This window comes from Methylobacterium sp. M6A4_1b, assembly GCF_053345175.1.
In genome coordinates this window covers 1-26,205 of record NZ_JBKEZQ010000018.1, presented here as the reverse complement: position 1 = coordinate 26,205, position 26,205 = coordinate 1, and the positions used below count along the sequence as shown (strand labels likewise).

The window sequence follows — 26,205 nt, the reverse complement described above, 5'->3', positions numbered from 1 at the left end:
GTTGAACTTGCGCGGTTGAGCTTGCGCGGTTGAACTTGACCGAGTCCCGGGGGACGACCCCGGGCTCGCCCCCAGAACGAGGCTCCCCAGTGAAGCTGCCCCTCGTCTACGCAGCCGACCCGGCCGCATCGCCGCTGAGCCCGCCAGCCACGGCTGCCCCGAACAGGCAAGGCGCCGTCGCCGCCCTCATGCGGGGCGCGGTGCCCACGGACTACGTGCGGGATCGCCGGTCCGGCCATCGCCACGGCCGGCGCGGGGGACGTGGCTATCGTCCCGGCTGCGGATGTCGGCGCGGCCCGCGGGCCGGCGCGGCAGTCGGAGCCCGCGTGGCCGCCGGTGCGATCATGGGCAGCGCCCTCGCGCACTCGCAGGCCCAGGCCGCCCTGCGCGGCATCCCGGACCTGGCCGCCTGCGCCCGGCGTTTCCGCTCCTGCGACGCGACCAGCGGGACTTGCCTCATCGGCACCGACGGCGCGTGGCATCCCTGCCCGTAGCGGATAGCATGACCGGTTCGCGGAATGCGGCGGGAGGGAGGGAGCGACCATCGATGAAGTTCGCCAAGTTCCTTCTGCGTCCGGAACTCGCGTTCCTGTTGCTCACCGTCCTCCTTGGCCTCGCCGCGGGGGCAGCCTACTGGGTCTCCCGCGCCACGGTGCTGACGATCGCTGTGGCGCCCCGGGACGGGACCGAGCCGGCCCTGATCCAGGCCTATGCCGACGCACTCGCCAAGCGCCACAAGGAGATCCGGCTCAAGGTCCTGGCCCTGGACGACGTGCGCGACAGCGCCGCCGCCCTGCAGGAGGGACGGGCCGACCTCGCCGTGGTGCGCCCGGACGTCGACCTGCCCGACAATGGCCTGACCCTGGCGATCCTGCGTGACCAGGCGATGATCATCGCCTCGCCGGAGGGCTCCGGGCTGACCCGTTTCCCGCAGCTCGACCGCAAGCGCCTCGCCATCCTGGCCCACCGCGACGCCGACCAGGCCCTGATCAAGGCCATGGTGGAGCATTACGGTCTCACCCTCCTCGACAAGGAGCCCGACGGTCCGATACCACCACGCCACGTGGCACTGGTGGAGATGACGGAGGCGGATCTCGCCGGCGCCTTCGCCCGCAAGCGGATCGACGCGGTGGTCTCGGTGATCGCACCGACCTCGCCCACGGCCCAGCGCATCGTCGGCATCGTCCAGGCGGTCAACCGGACTGGGAAGGTCGCCTTCGTCGACGTGGAGAACGTCGACGCCATCATCGCGCGCCTGCCGCGCCTCCAGGCCGTGACCATGCCGGCCGAGACCTTCGGCGGCAGTCCCAAGGTGCCGGCCGAGGATGTCCACACCGTGGGAGCCTCCTATCGCCTGATGGCCCGCACCAGCCTCTCCCGTTCGGTCGCCGCCGACGTGACACAGCACCTGTTCGAGATGCGCAGCGGGATGGCCAACGTGACCCCGGCCGCGGACTACGTGCAGGCGCCGAGCTACGACAGCACGGCGGGCGCCACGAGCGCGCGGCTGCCCATCCATCCCGGCGCCGTGGACTTCTTCGAGCGCGAGCAGCAGGGTTTCGTCGAGCGCTACGAGACCTGGATCTATCTCGTCGCCTTCCTCGGCGGCGGCATCGGTTCGGCGCTCGCCTGGGTCGGGCAGCGCCTGTCGCGCCTGCGCCGCGAGCGCATCGAAGAGGCCACCGACCGCTTGCTGGAGATCCGGCAGGAGGCCCAGGACAGCGCCGACGCACCGCGCCTGGAGCAGCTCGCCCGCGAGATCGACGACCTCGCCGGCGACATCGCCAAGCACGCCCTCGAACGCCCGACCGAGGCCCGCACCATGTCGGCGGCGGCCATCGCCATCGATGCGGCCCGCTCGACAGTCAAACGAACCATCGCCGCCAGCCAATACGCCACCGAATCGAGCGACTTGGCCGGGCGCACGACATCGACGCAGACCGCTGCGGCGGGCTGACGACGAGATCTCGGGCAGATGTCTGCCCGGATGCCTTCCACCACGACGAACGGAGACGGACGATGAGCAAAGGCTACCCCTCGATGACCGCGCTTCTGGGCCTGCTGGCCGTGGCCGGCTACCAGAACCGCGACAAGCTCGCCGAGCTGCTGAAGGGCCACGAGACGACCCCGGCGCACGGCACGGTCCCGTCGATCGCGAACGCATCGGCGACCGGCACGTCCGCCAGCGGTGGCGGCCTCGGCAACCTGGCCGGCCTCCTCGGCGGCGTCGGGACGGCGGGCGTCGGCGGTCTGATCGCCAGCGGTCTGAGCGAACTCGTCGACCACTTCACCAAGGGCGGCCACGGCGAGGCGGCGACGTCCTGGGTCAACCACGGACCCAATCGCGACCTCCCCGAAACGGATCTCGAGCGCGCGATCGGGTCGGACACCCTCGACCACCTCACGCAGCAGACCGGCCTGAGCCGCAGCGCGCTCCTCTCCCGGCTGTCGCGCGAGCTGCCGTCGGCCATCGACCGCTACTCGCCCGACGGCCGACTGCCGACCTGAGCCGATCAGCGTGACGCTGCGCGGGGCTCCGGTTCTCGAACCTCGGCCGCGCGCAGCGGAACCTCCGCTGGCGATCAGCCGCCGCGCGTCCACGAGAATATCCAGATGGAGCCTTCGAAACTATGTCCAAGTTCATGAAATCGATCACGTACCTGGCGGCGGCGGCCCTCGTCACGCTGGTCTTCGTGGTGTTTCAATCTACGAGCATGTTGGCGAGTTCCTGAAGCCGCCCGGGACATCGGAGCAGGGCGGTGCTTCGGAGCGCCGGCCCCCGTTCGATCCCTGAACCGCCCGCGATCGATCGCAGGCCATCGTGAAAGTGAAGGATCTGCACCCGTTATGGGTGGCGATGCCTGCCGCGCTTGGAACAGCGACCGACCCTGTGACGTGTTGAACCACGGCCTGGCTCGGAACACGCGGAGCGCGAGGCTGTTATGAGGCTACATCCCACACGATAGGAGAGATCGCATGCGCAAGCTCGCACTTGCATCGACCGCCCTGCTTGGGCTCGGCCTGCTGGCGTCGGCGCCCGCCGAAGCACGCGGCTGGGGCTACGGTGGCGGCTACGGCCACGGCGGTTACGGTCACGGTGGCGGCTATCGCGGCGTCGGCTTCCGGGGCGGCTATGGCGGCTACCGTGGCTATGGCGGTTACGGCCGCGGCTACGGCTATCGTCGCGGCATTGGTCCCGGCGCGGCCATCGGCCTTGGCATCGCGGGCCTCGCGGCCGGTGCCATCGTCGCCAACAGCTACGGCGGCTACGGGTACGGACGGCCGGTCGGCTACTACGGCGGCGGCTACGGCTACGCACCCGCTTATGGGTACGCGCCCGCCTATGGCTACGGTGGCGGCTACGGCTACCCGGCCTACGGATACGGCTATTGATCCGGCTCCGTTCGCACCGGTCTCCGGCCGGTGCGTGACGGGCTGACACGACGATGCGCTCGGGAGGGAACCCGGGCGCATCGCCCACCGCGCCTCTCGATCGCGGTACATACGCATCAAGAAATCTTTTTCTGTTGTCCGAATGCCTTGAAGGTCCGCAAAGCACAGACCTCGGCATCTGATATTTTTCCAAACTTCGGATTCCTGCCGGCATCGTCGACCTCCCGGTACTCCGGGCGGGCGCCTGTTTTGGCCTCGCACCCAGGTTCCGTCGCATCGCGACCCAGATCGACCTCTGACCGCAGATGTCCTTCGCCACGCCAACGAACGATGCAGCGGTGTGACCACGAGGTGTGACCACGATATCCTGGTCTCGCCGCCGTCGGGCTCGGCGCTTCCACGATCCTCGATCGCGATGGGCAGGAGGAGCGTCCCGGCGCGTTGGCCGGGGTGATCGCCGGCAGCCCTTCCGGGGGGGGGAGCAGGCCCGCGCGCGCCTTCACTGAGTTCGGGGGGAACGCCGCCGTCGTCCCTACGGATGCGGCAGCGCCCAATGGTGCCGGTGGCATCCGCGCGGATCTCATGCTTGGCGCACCGACAGGTATGCAAGCAGTCGTCCCGGATTCGCGCGCTCCCATTCCTGATACGCGTGGATTTGATCCGCCCGCCACTGCTAAGATCGCCCTCCCTTTCAGATCGGGGCTATCACTATGACCTATGTCACCACGAAGGACGGCGTCGAGATCTACTTCAAGGATTGGGGTCCCACGGATGCTCAGCCGATCATGTTCCACCACGGCTGGCCGCTCTCGTCCGATGACTGGGACGCGCAGATGCTTTTCTTCCTGCAGCACGGCTACCGCGTCGTCGCCCATGACCGGCGCGGACACGGCCGCTCCGCCCAGATCGGCAGCGGCCACGACATGGACCATTACGCCGCCGACGCCTTCGCGGTGGTCGAGGCTCTGGATCTGCGCAACGCCGTGCATATCGGTCATTCCACCGGTGGCGGCGAGGTCGCCCGCTACGTCGCGCGGCACGGCGAGCCGGCCGGACGCGTCGCCAAGGCGGTGCTGGTCTCGGCGGTGCCGCCCCTGATGCTGAAGACCGACGCCAATCCGGAAGGGCTGCCGCTCGACGTCTTCGACGAATTCCGCGCGGCGACCGCCGGGAACCGCGCTCAGTTCTTCCTCGATGTCGCGAGTGGCCCCTTCTACGGCTTCAACCGCGACGGGGCGACGGTGATGCCCGGGGTGGTCCAGAACTGGTGGCGTCAAGGCATGATGGGTAGCGCGAAGGCTCATTACGATGGGATCAAGGCTTTCTCCGAGACCGATCAGACCGCGGATCTCGAGGCCATCGGCGTCCCGACGCTCGTCCTGCACGGCGAGGACGACCAGATCGTCCCGATCGCCGACGCGGCGCTCAAATCGATCAAGCTGTTGCGGAACGGAACGATCAAGACCTATCCGGGCTACGCCCACGGCATGCTCACGGTGAATGCGGAGGTCCTGAACGCCGACCTCCTCGCCTTCGTGAAGGGCTGAGCCCGAAGCCGGCGCGTCCCGTCCCTCCCGGCACCCGATCGCGCTGCCTGGCGGGAGGGCAGGGGGCACGCTCCCGGGAGGGCTGAAGGCCCGTCCCGGAGCCACGACCGCCGATTGTATCCGCGCTTCCCCGGACAAGATGGTTAAAGGAAAATTAACCATCTTGTCCGCAGAGACGACGAGAGACCCGTCCGTCTTGTGATGTGTTTCTGGATATGCAGGCAGCAGAGCGATCAGCGACATGTTGGGAATGGATCGCGTTTCTCTCAAGTCCGTGGCGGCCTTTCAGGCCGGCACCGTCGCCCTGCTCAGCGCCGTCGTGGTCTGGAGCAGCCTCGCCCTGACGGGTGCGCCGCGCGGGTCCGGACCGGACACCGCGCAGCTCCGGCGGACCTCCGAAGCCTTCGCGGGCGCCCTGGATCGCAGCCTCTTCGAGGTGTCGCAGGATCTGCGCACCGCGGCCGTCGCGCTGCGCCAGACCGGCACCGGCCTGATGGACGCGGATCCCCAGGCCGTTCTGCGCGCCTGGGCCGATCTGCGCCCGGCCTATGCCGACATCCTCCTCGTCGGTGCGAACGGCCGCATCCGGGCCGCCGGACGCGAGGACATGATCGGCCGCGACGTCTCGGGACAGCCCTGGTTCGCCAACGCGCGCAACGCGGCCTCCACCGTCGTCACGGCCTCCGCGACACCGCGCGATCCCGTCCCCTTCGAGGTCTCGATTCCCGTCGTCGGGTCGGGTTCCCGCAACGCCGAGTACCTCGTCGCCCGCCTGGCCGACACCTGGCTCGGCGATCTCCGCAGCGGAATCCTGCGCGCCCGACCGGCCGCGGATTCCGCCCTGGCCCTCACCGTACTGGCGCCCGACGGCCGAGCGCTCGCCGGCAACGGCGGACCGCAGGCCGGCGGCGGCGCCCGCAACGTCGAGCACGCCACGCCGAGTACCGGCTACGGCGACCTCGGCCCCTCCGGCTGGCTCGCGGTCGCCCGTACGTCCGAGCCGCGCACCACCGGGATCGGCCTGCCGGATCCGCGCCTGTGCGCGCTCTGGCTCGCCACCGCCCTGCTCGCGGCCGCCCTCGCCTACGCCCTCACCGGACGTCTGACGCACCGGCTGGCCAAGATCATGGATTCGGACGGCGAGGAGAACGTGCCGTCACGCATCGCGGAGTTCCGCGCGGGCGCCGAGCGTCTCGCCGCCCGCGAGCGCAGCCGCGGCCGCGCCCTTGCCGAGGCGCGGACTGCGCTCGCCCGGGTGCGCGAGCGCCTGCGCACCTTCGAGGCGATGTCGGGCTGGACCTACTGGGAGATCGACACCGAGGCGGGCAACGTGACCTGGGTGGATTCCGCCCCCCCCGGCGTCGCCGCCACCGACCGTGCCGTCGCGCTGACCGACCTCACGGACGGCATCAAGCCGCAGGATCGCGACCTGATGCGGTTCACCATGCAGGCCGCCCTGGACGGCGAGGGCCCGCACGACGTGGTCCTGCGCCGGGCGGAATCGACGGACGGCCAGGAAGCGCGTCGCCTCCTCGTCCGCTTCATCCGCGGCAGTGCGGAGGTCTCCGCGCCGGGCGCGGCCCGCCTCCACGCCCTCAGCCGCGAGGTTCCAGCGGGATTGGCCACAGGGGCGCAGGACGGCACCGAGACGGCCGATGCCGGGGTCAAGACACCGGAGCGGCGTGGCGAGAACATGCTGCGCCAAGTCATCGACGGGATCGTCGACGACTTCAACAACCTGCTCACCGTCATCAGCGGCAACCTCGGAACGCTCAAGCGCCGCCGTGGCCTCAACCCGGAGCAGGTGCGCCTGGTCGAGGCGGCCCTCGCCGGTTCGCAGCGCGGCTCGAGTCTGACCCGCCGCCTCGTCCGGTTCGTACGCCGGGACGATTCCGCCCTGCAGGAGACGGAGATCGGGACCGCCCTGACGGCGTTCGCGCCGTTCCTCAGCGCCAACGTGCTGAACCAGGCCGCCATCAAGATCCGGGTCCGCCCCGGGCTCGCCCGCGCCCTGTGCAGCGAGGGCATGCTGGAAGCCGTGCTGCTGAACCTCGCCTTCCATGTCCGCGATCTCGGCTCCGAAGGCTTCGCGATCGGCGCCGACGAGCGGGTGCTGTCGGAGGAGGACGGGATCGCCCTGCGGCCGGGTCGCTACGTGCGCCTCGTGCTGGCCAGCGGCACGCCCGGGCGGGTCACCCCCCTGGCGACCCCGCCCGGCGAGGAGCGCTCCACGGCCGCCGTGGCGAACCTCCTCAGCGGGATCGGCGGCGGGTTCCGCCTCGTTGCGGACGGCCGCGGCGAATCCGCCTTCCTGGCCGAGCTCTGGATCCCCGCCGGAGAGGCGCCGGGCGAGACCGGGCACGAGGAGGCGGCCACGGTCCAGCCGCGCCTGCACGTCCTGCTCGTCGACAGCGACACCCTGGTCCGCGAGAGCTTCGCCGAGGCCCTCTCGGACCTCGGTCACCACGTCACCCAGGCGGGCTCGGCCGAGCACGCCCTGGCGCTCCTCGATGCGCCGGAAGGGTTCGACGTCATGATCGCCGACCAGCGCATGCCGGTGATGAGCGGGCTCCAACTCGCCGCCACGGTGGTCCGCCACCATCCCGGCATCCGCATTGTCCTCGCCGGGCCACAGGGACACCTGCCGGAGAGCGCCCGGGCCTTCCTCCAGATCGACAAGCCGTTCCGGTACGGCGACCTCGCCGCCGTGATGCGTCGTGCAGCCCACGACCCCGCGGCGAAGGCGGCCTGAGGCCGCCCTGGGCAGGGCTCCCCCGGATTCCGATCGGAACCCGGCTCGATCCGAGACCTCCTGCGCAGGGGCACGCTGCGCACTGCGCGGGATCCAGCGGAGTGCAGCGGGTTGACGGGACGGGGTTGGCGGGACGATCGCGCGATCACCCGGCGAACCGAATCCGCACGGCTCGATCGGCCCTTCGGCCCGCGCGAAGCGAATCCGGACCGCCCCGGCGGCTCGGTGGCCTCCGCGCCGGAACAATCCACAGGGCCATCCGCGCGAAAAAATCAGGACGCGCCTCGGTCGCGACTGCGACGCTTCGAGAGGCGGTTTCAGGGACCAGCAAACCCGTATCGGCAAGGTTTCGGCCAAGCGGACCCATCGCGGACCTTCAGGTCACGCGCCCCAGTTGTATAAGTCCGACAAACCGCGCCTCCCGCGTATCGCGATGCTGCAAAATTAGCCTTGCAGCGACTGAATCGAGCAGCCACATATTTGCGCGATTGCTTATTATATTGTCACGATAATCAGCAAGACAGAGATTATGCGTCTTCGGCACGAACAACATGTGTTGCCTAGGGGCACATGGTTGGGCCTGTCGACTTGGGACATCCAGCTTTCGCGGGCGCGTTAAGAATTGATTAACCCCGAAGGCCGATGAATTGCCGCGAGCGGACGCGTCGATCTTCATGCCATCGCGCGCGAATGCCTCACCGGAACGGATCATCCGCATCGATGTCGCGCATCGCCCTTCTCACCTCGACCCTGCCCCTGGCTATGGTCCTGTCGCACACCGCGATCGCTGCGGACTGGTACACCGGTGCGGAACCGGTGATCCTGGACGAGAACTGGACGGTGGCGGTCGACGCTTCGGTCGCCGTGACCTCCAACAGTTCCGCCTTCGGCTCCGTCACCGGGACGATCGCCACGGAGGGCACGCTCCTCGAGAGCGGTCCCCGCCTGCGCGTCGAGGGCGTGGCCGGCACCTACAGCTATCCCGGTCAGAAAGTGGGGCAGCGGGTGACGGGCTACCAGCAGGAAGGGGCCCTGTCGGGTGGCTACGAGTGGATCTGGCGCGACGCCGCCCTGGCGGGTTTTGTCGGGTTCAACGTGCGCAGCAACCAGTTGTCGATCCTCGACCCGGGCAATCCGGTCGTCGGAACCGGCGTGGGCGCCAAGTTCGCGGCCAACTTCTATGCCCGGCCGACCGAGAACACGATGGTCTCGGCCTACGGCTCGTACTCGACCCAGTTCAATGCCTACTATTCACGCTTCCGGGTCGGCTACATGGTCGCCGATGGGGTCTATGTCGGTCCCGAGGCAATGTTCCTCGGCGACAACTTCTTCAATCAGTACCGCATCGGCGGGCACCTGACAGGCTTTTCCTTTGGTCCGATCAAGATGGCCGTCGGCGTCGGCTACGTGAAGGATCGCATCCAGGGCAGCGGATACTATTCGACCGTCGAAGCGAGAACCGCATTCTAACCAGATCTTCAGATCTCGTTAGGAACGTTTCGTCGCGCGCCAATTCAATTTTTTCATATGTGCCATCTTACAACAGTTGAGCGCGTTCAATCCCTGAAATGCGCAATTCCCGCGACGCGTGGCCCGGATTCTCTTGGCAGGCAAATCGCTCAGGTGTTTCTCAGGTATTACGCCGTCCCGTTCCCGAGCAGGTCGCTGCCCTGAAGGCCCGCTGGGCGCAGGGCGGTCCGCAAGGAACGCGGGCGGCGCGGATTGCGGAAGGGCAGGGTCGTGGCAAGTGCATTTCGTTGGGTGGCCTGGATCGCGTCGGCCGCTGCGGTCCTCGTCCTGCTGAGCCAACCCGTCAGCACGCAGGATCAGCTGATCATGAGCCTCTGCGCCATGGTGGCGATGGTGGCGCTGTGGGTGTTCTTCGACAATCAGCCGGCGCGCTTCGTGTTCCTGGCCCTCGGAAGCCTCGTCGTGCTGCGCTACATGTTCTGGCGCGTCACGAACACGCTGCCTTCCGTCAGTGACCCGGTCAGCTTCGGTTTCGGCCTCCTGCTCCTGCTGGGCGAGCTCTACTGCGTCTTCATCCTGTTCGTCAGCCTAACCATCAATGCCGATCCGCTCCGGCGCGCGCCCCCGCCGATGGCGGCCGCCGACGACCAGGAGGCCCTCGACGCACTGCCCACCGTCGACATCTTCGTGCCGAGCTACAACGAGGATGCGGGCATCCTCTCGGTGACCCTCGCGGCCGCACGCCTCATCGACTACCCCGCCGACAAGCTGACCGTGTGGCTCCTCGACGACGGCGGCACCGACCAGAAATGCGCCGACCCCGATCCGGTGAAGGCGCAGAGCGCGATGCGCCGGCGCATGGAGCTCCAGGCCCTGGCCGCCTCCCTCGGCGTCGAGTACCGCACCCGGGCCCGCAACCAGCACGCCAAGGCGGGCAACCTGAACAACGGCCTCAAGCATTCGCACGGCGAGATCATCGTGGTGCTGGATGCCGACCACGTCCCGTTCCGGTCGTTCCTGCGGGACACGATCGGGTACTTCGCCCAGGATCCGCGCCTGTTCCTGGTGCAGACGCCGCACGCCTTCCTGAATCCCGACCCGATCGAGCGCAACCTGCGCACCTTCGACCGCATGCCCTCCGAGAACGAGATGTTCTATTCGGTGACGCAGCGCGGCCTCGACAAGTGGAACGGCTCGTTCTTCTGCGGCTCGGCCGCGCTCCTGCGCCGGCGCGCCCTCGACGAGGCGGGCGGCTTCTCGGGCGTCACCATCACGGAGGATTGCGAGACCGCCTTCGAGCTGCATTCGCGCGGCTGGAACAGCATCTATGTCGACAAGCCGCTGATCGCAGGCCTGCAGCCCGAGACCCTGGAGGCCTTCATCGGCCAGCGCTCACGCTGGTGCCAGGGCATGTTCCAGATCCTTCTCCTGAAGAACCCGCTGTTCAAGCGCGGCCTGCATTCGATCCAGAAGGTCGCCTACCTGTCGAGCATGACGTTCTGGTTCTTCCCCGTGCCGCGGCTGATCTTCATGTTCTCGCCGCTGCTGCACATCTTCTTCGACCTGAAGATCTTCGTCGCCAGTGTGGACGAGTCCATCGCCTACACGGCGACCTACGTCGTCATCAACCTGATGATGCAGAACTACGTCTACGGTAAGTTCCGCTGGCCCTTCGTCTCCGAGCTGTACGAGTACGTCCAGGGCCTGTTCCTGTTCCGCGCCATCGCCTCGGTCATCGTCTCGCCCCGTCGGCCGACCTTCAACGTCACCGCCAAGGGCACCACCCTGGAGCAGGACCACCTCTCGGCCCTGGCCTGGCCGTTCTTCGCCGTCTACGGCCTTCTGCTGCTCGGCTGCGGCACCGCCCTCTACCGCTACCTGTTCGAGCCCGGCGTCACCAACCTGATGCTCGTCGTCGGCCTGTGGAACTTCTTCAACCTCCTCATGGCTGGCGCCGCCCTCGGCGTGGTGGCCGAACGCCGCGTCACCGAGGCGAGCCCGTCCCTGGCGATCAACCGGCAGGGACGGATGATGCTGGGCGGCCGCGCCCTCGACGTCGCGGTGGACCGCGCCTCGTCCGTCGGCTGCACCGTCCGGTTCGGGGCCGACGCCCTGCCGTTCGGTACCGGCAGCACCTACCGCACCGGCCAGCTCTCGGTGCAGCCCCTCGACGGCGCCCCCGCCGGCGGCGTGCTGCCCTTCGAAGTCGGGACGATCGCCCATGCGGGCGACGACGTGGTGGTGACCCTGCGCTTCCAGCCTCTCGACGCTCAGGGCTATGCCGGCCTGGCGAGCCTGATGTACGGCGATGCGGGCGCCCTGCTGCGCTTCCAGCAGGGCCGGCGCCGGCACAAGAACATCGTCTCGGGCACCCTCCAACTGATCTGGTGGGGCCTGGTGGAGCCGGTCCGCGCCTTCAGCTACCTGTTCAAGCCGCGTCCGCAGGCCGCCGCCGCCCCCACCACCGACACCGCCCTTCCGCGCACCGCGCCCCGGGCGCCGCTTCTGCCCGGCGGCAGCCCGGGCGGGGCCGCGGCCGCCCGGCCGCGCCCGGCCGACAATCCCCTGCCGGCCCGGCAGAGCTTCGCGCGCAGCAGCGACGGCGAGCCGACCACCGATTGGGTCCGCCTGATGCTGGAATTCGAGAACGATCGCCTGCTCGGCGGTGCGGCGGGCGGCGGTGGGCGCGGCGCCGACCTCCACGCCCGGTCGTGAGGGAGGCTCGCATGCGTGTCACGACGATCACCCGCGGGCTCCTCGCGCTGGCGCTGGCGGGCGGAGCCGCCGAGGCCCGCGCCCAGAGCTTCATCGGGGCCGGTCCGGCCGAGCGCTTCTCCGTTCCCCCCGCGGGCGATGCCCTGCGCCGGGAGGCAGAGGCCCCCCGCGGGCGCGCGCCGGCAGCCTCTGCGGCCCCTGCGGGCTCCGTCGCCCCGACGCCGGCTCCGGCGGTCCGGGACGGCGCCCTGGCGCCGATCGGGCCCGCCCGACGCCTGCCCGCCACCACCGGCGGGTTCCGCCTGGAGGGCGAGGAGGACGTCCTGCGCTTCCCGGTCTACGTGACGGAAGCCCAGAGCCGCGGGCGCCCGCGCCTGCGCGTCTCCTACCTCTCGGCCATCTCCGTGGCGCCCGAGACCTCCGAACTCGTCGCCAGCGTCAACGGCACCGTGGTCGGCCGCACCCGGATCCAGGCCCCCGGCGCGGTCAAGGTGGTGGAGTTCGAGCTGCCCGAAGGCAGCCTCAAGCTCGGCTACAACGCCATCGACCTCTCGGCGAGCCAGCGCCACCGGGTCGACTGCTCCCTGGACGCGACCTACGAGCTCTGGACGCAGATCGATCCCTCGCGCTCCGGCCTCGTGGTGGCCCCCGTCGCCGCCGCCGGGATCGAGCTGAAGGACCTTGCCGCCCTCGAGCCCGACGACGGCGGCGCCCTGCCGGTCCGCGTCGTGATCAACGACAAGCCGAGCCTGCCCCGCCTGGAGCGGATGTTCCACGCCATCGAGGCGATCGGCCTCGTGGGGCGCGTTGCCCGCCCGGTGGTGGAGTTCGGCTCGGTGATGACCGGCCGCGCGGGCATCAACCTCATCGTCGGCACGGCGGCGGAGCTGCGCGGCACGCCGGACATCGAGAGCATCGGCCCGATCACCGGCCCCCGGCTCGCGATGCTGCCGCCGCGGGAGGACCGTGCCCCGGCCCTCGTCGTCAGCGGCACCAGCTACGACGAGATCGAATCCGCCATCGCCACCCTGGCGCGCGGCACCGAGCCCTACGGCACGCCGCGCGGCCTGAAGGCCGCGGCGCTGCTGCGCGGCGCGCCCCTCGACAGCGGCGACCGCGTCTCGCTGCAGTCCCTCGGCGTCGCGACCCGGGAATTCTCCGGGCGCCTGCTGACGACCCGCTTCGACGTCCAGCTTCCGCCGGACTTCCTGCCCGCCGATTACGGCAAGATGCTCCTGAACCTCTCGGGCGCCTACGCCTCCGGCCTGTCGTCGGAGGCGCGCGTCCTCGTCGACCTCAACGGCCGCAACGCCGCCAGCGTACCCCTGCCGCAGGCACGCGGCGAAGTCTTCGAGAACAACACCATCCCGCTGCCCCTCGGCCTGTGGCGGCCGGGCCTGAATCGCGTCGAGATCTCGGCCCAGGTGCCGACCCCCGGCGACGCCACCTGCGCGGCTAGCACCGCGGAGACGAAGCGCGAACGCTTCCTGTTCCTCGACCGCACGACCCTGAGCGTTCCGAACCTGGCCCGGGCCGCCCGGATCCCGGACCTCGCAGCGACGACCAGCGGCGCCGTCCCCTTCCTGGAAGGGGGGCAGCGGCCCCGCCTCGTCCTGCCCGTCCTGGACCGCGACACCGTGGCGGCGGGCGCCATGATCGCCGCGCGGCTCGCGAGCGCCGCCGGCCGGGTGATCGACTTCGAACTCGCCACGGAGGCGCAGGGCGGCACGGGACCGACCCTGGTGGTGGCCCCGGTGCGCGCCGTGGCACCCGCGACCCTGACCGGCCTCGGCCTCGATCCGGAACAGATCCAGCGCATCTGGGAGGCTCGCGCCGAGACGGCCCGGCCCGCGGGACAGTCCGGCTCGGTCCCGGCCCCGACCCTCGACCGCCTGCGCCGCAACGTGCCGGCCCGCTGCAGCCTGCCCGACCTCAACTTCCGCGTCGCCGGTCCGGTGACGCCTCGCGGAAACGCTCCGGACGCCGCATCCGGAGCCCGCGGCGGTACGGCCCGCGCCAGCGATGGCGATCTCGTGACGAAGTGGGACGAGACCCTGCGCGCCCGTCACCCCCTGGTCGAGGCGGCCGACGGCCTCGTCGAGCGCGCCTCGACCACCGTGCGCGGCCTGCTCGGCGAGACGCGCACCTGGATCGATGCCGACGCGTCGGAACGGAGATCCGCCGTCCCGCCCCGCACCTCGCTCATCCTGGCACAGGCCCTGGCGAGCGGGGGCACCGGGTTCGATGAGACCACCACCCTGGTCACCGCCCCGAACCCGCTCCTGCTCAAGGCTTCCGTGGCCTGCCTCATCGACCCCGAGGTCTGGTCGCGGATCAGCGGGCGCTTCGCCTTCCTCGACGCGGCCGACGGCCGCCTCGACACGGTCGAGCCCGACGCCGTCCGGATCGTCGAGACGCGGGCGCCCTCGGTCTGGAACCTGCGGCTCGTCGTGGCCGGGTGGCTCTCGATGAACCCCGTCGTCTACGCGGCGCTGGCGCTCACCCTGGCCCTCTGCCTCGGCCTGACCACCACGCTCATGGTCCGCAATGTCGGCCGGAGGAATGCATGAGACGCCCCGCCCCGAGGCGCCCCTTCCCGACGGTCCGAGGCGCCGCCCTCGCGGCGGTCCTGACCGTAGGATTCGCGAGCGGATCCGTCACCGGGCCCTCCCTGGCTCAGGGCGGCGCCGCGCCGCTTCCCGCCGGCCAGGCCCGCGATCCCCAGACACGCGATCCCGCCATGCCGGACCTGCCGACCTCCGTCCCGCCCGCCATCGCGCTGCCGGCCGCGCCGCAGGCCAAGGACGATCTCGCCCGCGCGGCTCAGCCCCTCGCCGGGAGCCTGAGGAGCGCGGAGGGCTGGCGCCTCTATCGCGCCCGCTTCGTCACCGAGGCCGGACGCGTCGTCGACACCGCCAATGGCGGGATCAGCCACAGCGAGGGGCAGGGCTACGGCATGCTGCTCGCCGTGGCGGCCAACGACCGCCCGACCTTCGAGCGGCTCTGGGGCTGGACCCGCGCCAACCTGATGGTTCGCCCGGATTCGCTCCTGGCCTGGCGCTGGGAGCCGGGCAAGCGCCCGGCTGTGGCGGACATGAACGACGCCACCGACGGCGACATCCTCGTCGCCTGGGCGCTGACGGAGGCGGCGGAAGCCTGGGACGATGCCGGCTACCGCGTGGCGGCCCGCCGCATCGCCGTCGAGGTCGGTCGCCGCACCATCCTGTTCAAGGACCCCAACGGCGCGTTGCTGCTCCCGGCGGTCTCGGGCTTCTCGGCGGCGGAACGCGCCGATGGTCCCCTGATCAACCTGTCGTACTGGGTCTTCCCGGCCTTCGCCCGCCTGCCCCTGGTGGCTCCGGAATACGACTGGGCCGCCCTGACCGGGAGCGGCCTGCGGCTCCTGCGCCGCGCCCGCTTCGGCAGCGCCAATCTACCCACCGAGTGGATCTCCCTGAAGGGTGACCAGCCCCGCCCGGCCGACGGCTTCCCGCCGCTGTTCTCCTACAACGCGATTCGGATTCCCCTATACATGGCCTGGGCCGATGTGGGTCGCCGGGAGGATTACGAGCCCTTCGTGGTCCTCTGGTCCGGGCCGGACCGGGAGCGCCTGCCCATCGTCGACACCGGCGACGGGCGCACCGTCGAGTGGCTGGGCGAGAGCGGCTACGCCGCCTTGTCCAGCCTGCTGCTCTGTGCCGTGAAGGGAACCCCGCTCCCCGACGGCTTCAGCCAGGTGCAAGACAACGAGAACTACTATCCGACCACGCTGCATCTCCTGGCCATGGTGGCCGCGCAGATGAGGGGACCGTCATGCTTGAAGCGTTAGCGCGCCGGCTGAGCCGCGGCACCGCGCCCCTCGGCGTCCCGCTGGGCATGGCCCTCGCGGTGCTCGCCCTGCCGGCCCTGGCTCAGGGTCCGGCCGGCGAGGATGCCAGCCGGGCGCCCGCCATCGTCGTCGATCCCACGGGGTCGGCGGCCAACGGCATGGTCGACGAGAGCGCGCTGCGCTACTACGCGGCGCAGAAGCAGACCGCGCGGATGAAGGCGGAGGCCGCGCGGCTGAAGCAGCTCTATCCGGGCTGGACCGAGCCCACCGACCTCGACACCCTGCAGCCGAGCCCTCCCGAGGAAGCGCCCCTCTGGGACCTCTTCACGGCCGGCCGCTTCGACGACCTCTACGCGGCGATCGCCGGTCGGCGCACGATCGACCCGAACTGGCAACCCTCGGACGAACTGGCGCGCAAGCTGCGCCGCGCCGGCTTCCGCAGCCGCCTGAAGGGGCTCGCCAGCGCCAAGCGCAACCTCGACGTCATCGCCCTCTACCGCGCCGATCCCAGCGCGCTCGATCCCGGCGACGTCGAGAGCATCTGGATCGTCGCCGATGCCCTGGCGGCCGAGGAGGCGACGGCGCAGGCCTTCACGCTCTACAAGTCCGTCCTCGACACCAGCAGCGACACCGGCGCCCGGCTGGCCACCATCCAGAAGGCGATGTCGAATCTGCCGATGGCCGCGGCCGAGCAGCTCATCGCCCTCGGCCGGACGGATTCCGACGGCAGTTCCGAGTTCCGCCGCATCGCCATCGACATCACCCGCGCGCGGATCGTCGCCGTCCTGCACGACGCCCCCGCTCAAGAGCCGACCACCACCGACATCGCCGCGTTCCAGGCTCAAGCCCGCAAGACCGGCGATCCGCGGGAGACCGGGCTCCTCGGCTGGTACGCCTACAAGCGCCAGCAGTTCCGCGAGGCGCTGGACTGGTTCAAGCTCGCGATCAGCCGGGGCGGCGACGCGATGACCGCCCACGGCCTCGCCCACGCGCTGCGCGCCGTCGGCATGGCGCGCGAGGCCGAGGAGGTGGCCTATGCCTGGCGTGACAAGTACGTCGGCAACAACATCCTCTTCATCGAGCTCCTGGAGCGCAAGCTGACCCAGGCCAACCCGGCCTTCATCGACCTGGACCGCATCAACCGCTACGCGAAGGTGACCCTGGCCTCGAGTTCCGGCGAGGGCGCTCAGGCGCTGGGCTGGTACGCCTACAATTCCTGCCAGTTCGACGCCGCCCTGGAGTGGTTTCAGCACGGCATCGCCTGGCTCCCGAGCGAATCGACGGTGCTGGGCTATGCCCTGGCGCTGCAGCGCCTGAAGCGCACGCGCGAGTACCTCGAGATCGTGAACCGCTACGACGGCCTGTTCCCGAAGGTGGTCGACCTGCTGTTCCGCGAGGGCCCGGACGGGCCGCCGCTCGCCTGCAGCGTCGCGGCGGCACCGGCGGCCGCCGGCGCGCGCCAGCCCGCGAGCCCCGCGCCGACCGCCGTGATCGCCAACGCCGCCCGCGCGGCGGGCGCCTACGGGCGGGTGCCGAAGCCCGACATCTCGGCCAATGGAGCGGTGCGCCCGCTTCCGGTCCTGCGCAGCGAGTTTCCGCTGTCCGTCGCCTCCGAGAACCCGTTCCGCTACCTGCCGGCCGCGATGGCCCGGCAAGCGCCCGAGCGGAGCGCGGGCGGCTTCCTGCCCGAACCCGCGACGGGTACGCCGCCCTTGGTCGCCCGCCGGGTGCCGGGCGCCGGGCCGATGCCCTACGAGCGCTACGGCTTCGCGCTGCTGCCGGGCTACAACGGCATGACCCAGGCTTCCACCCTGTCCGATCCGCCCGCCGGCACCCAGTGGCAGGACCAGCAGGCCGCAAGCGCCAACGGTCAGACCCGGTCGAGCCGCGAATCCGACCGCTTCGGCGTCCCGGGCTCGCAACGCGCCAACTTCGTCGAGGCCGGCACCAGCGCCGGACAGCAGCCATGAGTCGGATACGGCCTTCCGGAACCGCGGCGGCGCTGGCGGCGCTGCTGCTCCTGCCCGCGCTCCCCGCCAGCGCCCGTCCCGGCCGCGCGGCCCTCGACCTGCCGGGCGCCGGACCCGTGTCCGACGTGGCGCAGAACCCGTCCCGCGACGGCTATTCCCAGCGGATCACCTTCCAGAACGACCCGCGCGGCGTCGCCGAGGTGAGCGTCCGAAACGGGGAGGGGGGCTCCGGCTCCGCCCTCGCCATGACAAAGCCGAGCCGGACGGGAATCGCGGCCGAGCTGCGGGCGCGCTTTCCCGGCGAGACCATGCGGGTCGCGACCCAGGCCCACCGCAACGCCTACGGTCCGGTCGGCCTCGCGCTCGGCAACGACTGCCTCTACGCCTGGCAGTGGATCGACCTTGGTGACGCGGGCCGGCGTCGGCCGTCCTCCCTGTTCGGTAGCGACGGCGCGGCACCGGCCGCCTCCATGCGGATCAAGCTCTGTCGCACGGCGACGGCCAGTCTCGCGGATTTGACCCGCTCGGTGGAGCAGCTGCGGTTCTCGGCCGATTCCAACGCGGCGCCCCGCGCCCAGGAAGAGATGGCCGCTCGCCGGCAGCCGGTGCGGCGGCGCGATGCGGCGGCCCCACGGCCGCGGGCGCCCCGCGAAGCCGCGCAGGTGCCGGAGAACACGATGCGTCCGCCCGGCCCGATGGAGCGGCCGGGCCCGGAGAAGCGCCCGGAGGCCGCGCCGCGCCGCGTGGCCGCGGAGCAGTCCGGCCAGACGCAGCGCTACCTCGTGCCGGGGCCCGGCACGGCGCCGCCCGCGCCCGCGGTTCCCGTTCCGGTGCCGCCGGGCGGGGGGCAGGGCCCACGCTACATCACCGATGCGGGGCAGGCGGACGGGTCCGTCGCGATCGCGGTGCCGAGACCGGCCACGAACCGCGCCGAGGTCGAGGACCTCATGGCTCGCGAGCTCCCGGCACGGGCCTATCGCCCGCCGCCGTAGGAGGTTGCGACCGGAAGGACAGGTCCATCTATCCGGAGCGATGCGGAACCACCGGGTGGTTCCGGGGGAGGAGGCCTGTCCGCGCTCCGGGCTGTCGCAGCGCGACCGGTCAGTTCGCCGGCCGGTCCTGCGATCGTAGATTTTCATCGCCCCTCGCGCATGCAACCTTGAACACCCATGCCTGACAGGCGAAGAAGCCTGCGGCAGGATGGTGGGCGACGGAAATGGCGCGGGTCAGCGGGCGCGGTGTTCCCCCGAACGGAGCGGCCGCCGTAGCGGTGCAGGCGAACCGGATGCCGGCTTCGGCGCCGCGCCGCGCCGGCCGGGAAAACGCCGCATGACCGGTGCGACGGACGAACCCGACGCCGGCACGGAGCCCAAAGTCGGCATCCGCCTCGCCTGTACCGTCTCGGAACATGTCGGCCTCGCCCATCAGGAGAACGCAATCCCGGTGATCCGGGAGATCGTGGTCGCGAACGCTTCGGAGGAGGACCTCGTCGACCTCCGGCTGCGCATCGAGAGCCGGCCGGCCGTGATGCCTTCGCTGATGCTGCGCATCGACCGGGTGGCGGCCGGCACGCAGCACACTGTCGAGCCTCCGGACCTCCGCCTCGACGGCGGCCGGCTCGCCAGCGTCTCCGAGGCGGGGCGCCTCGAACTCACCCTGATGCTGGACGATGCGGAGGGCGAGCGGACCCGGACGGACGCCACGATGCGCCTGCTCCCGCCCGCGCACTGGGGCGGCCGCAGCGCGCCGGAACTCCTCGCCGCCTTCGTCCGACCCAAAGATCCGGCCGTCGGCGCCGTCCTGCGCGAGGCCGCCACGAAGCTCGGGGAGGCGGGCCGCGAGATGGGGCTGGATGGCTACGCGTCCGGCCGCAAGGCCCGGGCCTGGGACATCGCCGGGGCGATCTGGGCCGCCCTGGCCGACCGCCGGCTCGCCCCCATCCGGTCCCCCGTCGGCTTCGAGCGGGCCGGGCAGACGGTGCACGGCCCGGGCGATGTGCTCGCGGCCCGGGCCGGCACCTGCCTCGACCTCTCCCTGCTCTACGCCGCCTGCCTGGAGCAGGCCGGCCTCAACCCGGTGCTGGTGCTCGCCGTCGGCCACGCCTTCGTCGGCGTCTGGTTGCAGGACGAGGATTTCGGGAGCGCGACGGTCGACGACCAGCAGCATCTGCGCAAGCGGCGCGACCTGCAGGATCTGATCCTCGTCGAGACGACGCTGCTGACCCACGATCCGCCGGCGGCGTTCCGGACCGCGACCGACCACGGCGGGCGGCTCGTCGAGGACACCGCTCCGGCCGCCCTGGAGTTCGCCATCGACATCCGGCGCTGCCGCTGGCGCGGCATTCGCCCGATGGATCTCGGCGGCGGCGGCACGAGCGCGGCGGCGGCACCGGCCGCGCCGCTGAACCAGCCCCTCTCGGCGGCGCTGGCCTTCGACGAGGCGATCCATCCGCCCGTCGACGAGGCCCCCGAAACCCCGGCCGGGCGCCTGGAGCACTGGAAGCGCAAGCTCCTCGACCTGTCGCTGCGCAACAAACTCCTCAACTTCAAGCCCGGCAAGGGCTCGGTCGTCCTCGAATGCGTCTCTCCCGGCGCTTTGGAGGACGGCCTGGCGACGGGGCAAGACTTCCGGCTGAAGCCCGTCTCCGAAGGGCCGGCCCCACCCGGCGAGCGCGGCGCCGAACTCGCGGCGGCCCTGGCCCGGAAGGAGATCCACACCACCGCGACGGAGGCCGATCTCGACCGCCGCCTGCTCGATCTCTATCGGCTGGCCCGCAACGGCTTCGAGGAGGGCGGAGCCAACATCCTGTTCCTGGCCGTCGGGTTCCTGTCCTGGAGGCGCAAGGAGGGGGAGGCCGCGAACCTTGCGCCGCTGCTGCTCGTCCCGGTCGCGCTCCGGCGCTCCAGCGTGCGGGCCGGCTTCCACCTGGCGCTGCACGACGACGAGATCCGGATCAACCCGACCCTGATCGAGATGCTGCGCCAGGACTTCCGGCTGCGGATCCCGGACCTCGAGGGCGACCTGCCGCGGGACGGGTCCGGCATCGACGTGGACGCCATCTTCCGGATCGTCCGCCAGCACGTGAAGGAATTGCGCGGCTGGGAGGTGGTGCCGGATGTCGTGCTCTCGTCCTTCTCGTTCACCAAGTACCTGATGTGGAAGGACCTCGTCGACCGGGCCGACCTCCTGAAGCGCAACCCGGTGGTGCGCCACCTCATCGAGACGCCGAAGCACGCCTACGACGACGGCACGCCCTTCCCCGATCCGGCCCATCTCGACCGGGATCATCCGCCCGAGACCGTGTTCGCGCCGCTCTCGGCGGATTCCTCGCAGCTCTCCGCCGTCCTGGCCGCCGCCGGCGGCAAGGACTTCGTGCTGTTCGGGCCGCCCGGCACGGGCAAGAGCCAGACCATCGGCAACATGATCGCCCAGTGCCTGGCCCAGGGGCGCACCGTCCTGTTCGTGTCCCAGAAGACGGCAGCGCTGGAAGTGGTGCAGCGGCGCCTGCAGGAGATCGGCCTGGGCGATCACTGCCTGGAGGTGCACGCCGCCAGAGCGCAGAAATCGGCCGTGCTCGGCCAGCTGCGCCGGGCCTGGCACGAGCGCGCGGACCCCACGCAGGTGGACTGGCAGGAGGCCACGCGCACGCTCGCGGACCTGCGCGCCGAGCTGAACGGCCTCGTTCAGGCCCTGCACCGGCGGCGGGAGAACGGGCTTTCGGCTTACGAGGCCTTCGGGCGCGTGATCGCGGCCGGGTCCGAACCGGCCGACCTCGTTCTCGCCTGGCCCGACTACCGCGCCCATGGGGCGGACACGCTCGCGTTCCTGCGGGCGGCCTGCCGCGACCTGCGACCGATCCTGGGCGCGGTGGGGTCCCCCGCCGACCACCCGCTGCGGGGCATCGAATCCACGCATTGGTCGCCGGTCTGGCGCGACGGCCTGGATGCGGCGATCACCGCCACGCTCGAGGCGCTGACCGCCCTCGGGGCGAGCGGCGGGGCCTTCGCCGAGGCGATCGGGTTTTCGTCGCATCCGGTGACCGAGGCGGAAACCCGCGGCCTCCTGGTCCTCGGCAGTGAACTTCTGCGTCCCGAGGCCCGGTGCGGAATCGCCTTCCTGGCCGACGACACGGGGGACCTGCGCCGGGCGGTGGCCGCGCGCGAACGCGTCCAGGCCATCCGGGCCGAGCACGTCGGCCGGCTCACCGGCACCTACCGGCCCGGCATCCTGGACCAGGACCTGGCGGGTCTTCTCGCCGCGTGGGTCGCCGCACGCAGTGCGAACATCCTCGTCCGCCGCCATCGCGCGAGGAAAGTCCTGCTGCGGCTCCAGCCCTATGCCGAGGGCGCGCTGCCGGACGATGTCGGGCCGGACCTCGCCGGGCTGATCGCGCTCGCCCGGCACGAGACGGCCGATCGCCCCGAGGAGGCGGCCCTCGCCCGGCTGGGACTGCCCTGGAGCGCCCCGGATCTGCCGGCCGCCGACTTCCGGCCGGCCGTGGCCTGGGCCGAGAGGGTCGAGCGGCTCCTGCCCGTCCTCGGGGCGCCCACTCTCGGCGGCGCAGGCCTGCGCTCCCACCTCGTCCGGCTCGTCGTGCATCAGGGCCGGGACCTCGAAACGGGCGGGCGCATCGCCCAGGCCTACGCCGCCTTCGCGCAGGATCACGCCCGGGGGGACGTGGCGACGAAGGCGCTCGGACGACAGGCCGGACGGTCCGGTCCCCCGGCGACGGCGGAGGCGGGCGGGATTGCCGCGAGCATCGCCCTGGCCCGGCGCTGGGCCTCCGGTCTTGCGCGTGCCCAGGGCTGGTGCGCCTGGCAGGCGGCCGCCCAGGGGGCGCGGAGCGCCGGCCTCGGGCCGCTGATCGAGGCCCTGGAGGAGGGCCGGATCACGCCCGACCGGGCCGAGGCGGCCTTCGAGACCGCCTATGCCCGCTGGTGGATCGACCGCGTCGTTGATGACGACCCGGCCCTGCGCCGCTTCCTGCCGGAGCGGCACGAGGACGTGATCGCCCGCTACCGCGCCGCCGACGCGCGGGTCGGCGAACTCGCCAGGCAGGTCGTCCGCGACCGGCTGGGCCGCGCCATTCCAGGGCCGACGGCCTTCGGGCGCGATCCCGAATGGGGCGCGCTCTCGCACGCGCTGACGCGGAAGCGGGGGCACCCGCCCCTACGCAAGCTGTTCAGCCAGATGCCGAACGCGCTCACGCGGCTCACGCCCTGCGTGATGATGAGCCCGCGGTCGATCGCGCAGTACCTTCCGCCCGATGCGGCACCGTTCGACGTCGTCATCTTCGACGAGGCCTCGCAGATCGCGCCCTGGGACGCGATCGGGGCGATGGCGCGAGGCCGCCAGGTGGTCGTCGTCGGCGATCCCGAGCAGCTGCCGCCGACCCAGGTCGGCGATCGCGGCGTCGACGACAACGAGGACGCCGACGACTTCACCGACCAGGAATCGATCCTCGATGCGTGCCTCGCGGCCAACATCCCGCGGCGGACCCTCGACTGGCACTATCGCAGCCGCCACGAGAGCCTGATCGCCTTCTCGAACGCCCGTTACTACGGCGGGCGCCTGGTCACGTTCCCCGCGCCGGTGACCGAGGACCGGGCGGTGCGCCTGAGCTTCGTCCCGGACGGCGTCTACGAGCGGGGGGCCGGCCGGGTGAACCGGCCCGAAGCCCTGGCGGTAGTCGCCGACATCGTGCGCCGCCTGCGCGATCCGGATTTCGCACGCGCGCGGCGCTCCCTCGGCATCGTCACCTTCAACGGCGAGCAGCAGCGGCTCATCGAGAACCTCCTCGACGAGCAGCGACGGTCGTCTCCGGAGCTGGAGCCGTACTTCGATCGCGATCGCTGGCACGAGCCGGTCTTCGTGAAGAACCTCGAGAACGTCCAAGGCGACGAGCGTGACGCCATCCTGTTCTCGGTCGCGGTCGGGCCCGACCCGGGCGGCCGGATGGTGAGCACGGTGTCGTCCCTCAACAGGGACGGTGGCCACCGCCGCCTGAACGTCGCCATCACGCGCGCACGACGGGAGCTCGTGGTCTTCAGCTCCCTCCGCCCCGAGCAGATCGATCTGAGCCGCACCCGGGCGCGGGGCGTGCGCGACTTCAAGCACTTCCTCGAATTCGCCGACCGCGGCGTGCGGGCGCTCGCCGAGGCCTGCGCGCCGACGGGCGGCGGGGTGGAATCGCCGTTCGAGGCCGCCGTGCTGGCGGCGTTGCGGGCCAGGGGTTGGGCCGTGCACACGCAGATCGGCGTGTCGGGGTTCCGGATCGATCTCGGCATCGTCCATCCCGACGCCCCCGGGCGCTACCTCGCCGGCGTCGAGTGTGACGGCGCGACCTATCACCGGTCCGCCACGGCGCGCGACCGCGACCGCCTGCGCGAGCACGTGCTGACGGACCTCGGCTGGCGCATCCGGCGGGTCTGGAGCACCGAGTGGTGGGCGGACGCGAACGGCGCCCTCGCCAAGCTCGATCGGCGTCTGCGGGAAGATCTGGAGTCCGATCGCGCCCCCCTCGGGAACGCGGAAGACACCGATGCGGTCGGAAAGCGCCATTCCGAAGCGCCGGACGCCGCGGGCTCGGACCGCTCGCCGGAGCCGGGCGGCGAGGCGCCGGGCGCGCCCGTGGAGCCTGATCCGGCCTACCGCCTCGCCGACCCGGCCGACCTCGGGGTCGCTCTGGCGCAGGGCCGCTTCCAGGACTCGTCCTACCATCCGGTTCTGGCGGCTTTGGTGACGCACGTGATCGCCGTGGAGGGCCCGATCTACGAGGACGTGCTGCTCCGGCGCATCGCCCGCGCTCACGGCCTCCAGCGGTCGAGCCCCGTCCTTCGCGAGGCGGTCCTCGCGCAGGTTCCCACCTCGGTGGCCCGCAGCGACGAAGAGGGCCGCCCCGTCCTCTGGCCGCCTCACGTCGCACCGCGCCCGCGCCATCCCTACCGCCCGGCGGCCTCCGGCCTGCGCAGCCATGCCGATACGCCGATGCCGGAACTCGTCGGTCTGGCGGACACGGTGCGTCCGGATGCTTCCGAGGCCGAGCGCGTGCGGCTGATGGCCCGGGCGGTCGGGCTGTCACGGGTCGAGGCCGGAACGCGGGCCCGACTCGCACGGGCGAGCGCCCTGGCACGCCAGCCGGACCCACCCGCCCCGTGACGGTACACCCGGACCGAACGCCGTTCCCGATCTTTCCGATCCCCCGGCGGCCGGGTGAGCGCGAAGGTTCCACACACGGTGCGGGCCGCATCGCGCGGCGGGGCCTGAATCCTTCGCCGGTCCGCCGACGTCGTGGGCTTGCCGACGCGCGATGGAGGCAGGCATGCCGGCTCGAGTCGCAGCCGCAGGATTTGACGCGCGTCCCTTGGGGCGCTGGTCCCGATCCCGGAACCGGACCGGCTTTGAGGGACGTCGACGGATTCCATCCAATCTTCCACGACGTTCACGATCCCGACCCGTCGAGGATCACGGCCGCGCGAGACTCATCCACTCCGTGTGCTTCAACCAACATGCTGCATTGCAGCAAAAGAGCCGAACACTGATCTTTCAGAATGCTCGCTTCTCCTCTGTGAAGATCACGAATACGTCTTCCATAAATTTGGTTAACTTTTCTATATTTCAGCAAGACAACCTTCAATTGTCGCACGCGCCGCCCATCGTTGATTTGAACAATGCCGTCCGCGACGACAGAAAGGTCGATTTGCCGGCTCGCGAATAATTGGCTTGGTTTCTGCTTCATTAGGAGAGATAGACGTGCAGCGAAGCGAAATGGGACAGATCTGCCCCATTTCGCGTCAGCGCCAGCGGGTGGATGGGAACCGATGTCTGCTTATCCTGAGGGCACCGTCACGATGGACACGACTTCCGCCCGCACGTGTGCCCGCACGAGCGTCGCCGTCGCCTCGGAGACCGTCGGCCTGGCCCGGCCGCGCCCGAACCTGGCGGCCCTGCGACCCGCCCTCGATCCCGTCCTGGCCGCCCTCGCCCTGGTCCTCCTGGCCCCCCTGCTGGTCCTCGTCGCCCTGCTGGTGCGCCTCGACAGCCGCGGCCCCGTCCTGTTCCGCCAGACCCGAACCGGCAAGGACGGGCGCGCCTTCCAGATCTACAAGTTCCGCACCATGCGCGTGCTGGACGACGGGGCGGTCGTGCACCAGGCCACCCGCGGCGATGCCCGCGTGACCCGCGTCGGCGCCCTCCTGCGCCGGACCAGCATCGACGAGCTGCCCCAACTCCTCAACGTCCTCCAGGGCGACATGGCCCTGGTCGGTCCCCGCCCCCATGCCCTGGCCCACGACCTCTATTACGGCGCCGAGATCCCGACCTACCGCCAGCGCTTCGCCGTCAAGCCCGGCATCACCGGCTGGGCCCAGATCAACGGCTCGCGCGGGCCCACCCCCACCCTGGCCGACATGCAGCGCCGCGCCGCCCTCGACCTCTGGTACATCGAGAACCAGAGCCTGCGCCTCGACATCCAGATCCTCGTACGCACCGTCCTCGCCGAAATCACCCGCCGTACCAACGCGTTCTGAG

Annotated in this window: 14 protein-coding genes; all 14 read left to right on the top strand. The window is 71.0% G+C overall.

What is annotated here, in order from left to right:
- Positions 1-326: 326 nt before the first annotated feature.
- The 14 genes from ACLBWX_RS16675 to ACLBWX_RS16610 all read left to right on the top strand — a co-directional run bounded on the left by ACLBWX_RS16675 (position 327) and on the right by ACLBWX_RS16610 (position 26,204).
- Positions 327-494, top strand: a complete 168-nt coding sequence (locus ACLBWX_RS16675; RefSeq protein ID WP_447678131.1) for a hypothetical protein — start codon at positions 327-329, stop codon at positions 492-494.
- 53 nt (positions 495-547) lie between these two features.
- Positions 548-1,957: a TAXI family TRAP transporter solute-binding subunit gene (locus ACLBWX_RS16670; protein ID WP_447678130.1), complete on the top strand. Its 1,410-nt coding sequence runs from the start codon at positions 548-550 to the stop codon at positions 1,955-1,957.
- A 62-nt stretch (positions 1,958-2,019) separates the two neighbouring features.
- The gene (locus ACLBWX_RS16665; protein ID WP_447678129.1) at positions 2,020-2,508 is read left to right on the top strand and encodes a YidB family protein; all 489 of its coding nucleotides are present in this window, start codon (positions 2,020-2,022) and stop codon (positions 2,506-2,508) included.
- 468 nt (positions 2,509-2,976) lie between these two features.
- Positions 2,977-3,393 (top strand): hypothetical protein, encoded by a 417-nt coding sequence (locus tag ACLBWX_RS16660; protein ID WP_447678128.1) that lies wholly within the window; start codon positions 2,977-2,979, stop codon positions 3,391-3,393.
- Positions 3,394-4,103: 710 nt separating this feature from the next.
- On the top strand, positions 4,104-4,940 hold the full coding sequence (locus tag ACLBWX_RS16655; RefSeq protein WP_447678127.1) for an alpha/beta fold hydrolase: 837 nt from the start codon (positions 4,104-4,106) through the stop codon (positions 4,938-4,940).
- 250 nt (positions 4,941-5,190) lie between these two features.
- On the top strand, positions 5,191-7,692 hold the full coding sequence (locus ACLBWX_RS16650; protein WP_447678126.1) for a response regulator: 2,502 nt from the start codon (positions 5,191-5,193) through the stop codon (positions 7,690-7,692).
- 720 nt (positions 7,693-8,412) lie between these two features.
- The gene (gene bcsS, locus ACLBWX_RS16645) at positions 8,413-9,162 is read left to right on the top strand and encodes a cellulose biosynthesis protein BcsS (RefSeq protein ID WP_447678125.1); all 750 of its coding nucleotides are present in this window, start codon (positions 8,413-8,415) and stop codon (positions 9,160-9,162) included.
- Between the two features lie 270 nt (positions 9,163-9,432).
- Positions 9,433-11,877: a UDP-forming cellulose synthase catalytic subunit gene (gene bcsA, locus ACLBWX_RS16640; RefSeq protein ID WP_447678124.1), complete on the top strand. Its 2,445-nt coding sequence runs from the start codon at positions 9,433-9,435 to the stop codon at positions 11,875-11,877.
- 11 nt (positions 11,878-11,888) lie between these two features.
- The gene (locus ACLBWX_RS16635; protein WP_447678123.1) at positions 11,889-14,447 is read left to right on the top strand and encodes a cellulose biosynthesis cyclic di-GMP-binding regulatory protein BcsB; all 2,559 of its coding nucleotides are present in this window, start codon (positions 11,889-11,891) and stop codon (positions 14,445-14,447) included.
- Positions 14,444-15,706: a glycosyl hydrolase family 8 gene (locus tag ACLBWX_RS16630; protein WP_447678122.1), complete on the top strand. Its 1,263-nt coding sequence runs from the start codon at positions 14,444-14,446 to the stop codon at positions 15,704-15,706. The genes ACLBWX_RS16635 and ACLBWX_RS16630 overlap by 4 nt, the downstream gene beginning before the upstream one ends.
- Entirely contained in the window at positions 15,691-17,676 is a 1,986-nt protein-coding gene (locus ACLBWX_RS16625; protein WP_447678121.1) for a hypothetical protein, read from the top strand. Before ACLBWX_RS16630 ends, ACLBWX_RS16625 begins: the two co-directional genes overlap by 16 nt.
- Entirely contained in the window at positions 17,673-18,668 is a 996-nt protein-coding gene (gene bcsN / locus ACLBWX_RS16620; protein ID WP_447678120.1) for a cellulose biosynthesis protein BcsN, read from the top strand. The genes ACLBWX_RS16625 and bcsN overlap by 4 nt, the downstream gene beginning before the upstream one ends.
- 337 nt (positions 18,669-19,005) lie before the next feature.
- Entirely contained in the window at positions 19,006-24,834 is a 5,829-nt protein-coding gene (locus tag ACLBWX_RS16615; protein ID WP_447678119.1) for a DUF3320 domain-containing protein, read from the top strand.
- A 662-nt stretch (positions 24,835-25,496) separates the two neighbouring features.
- A complete protein-coding gene (locus ACLBWX_RS16610; protein ID WP_447678118.1) occupies positions 25,497-26,204 on the top strand; it encodes an exopolysaccharide biosynthesis polyprenyl glycosylphosphotransferase in 708 nt (235 codons plus the stop codon).
- Position 26,205 lies beyond the last annotated feature (1 nt).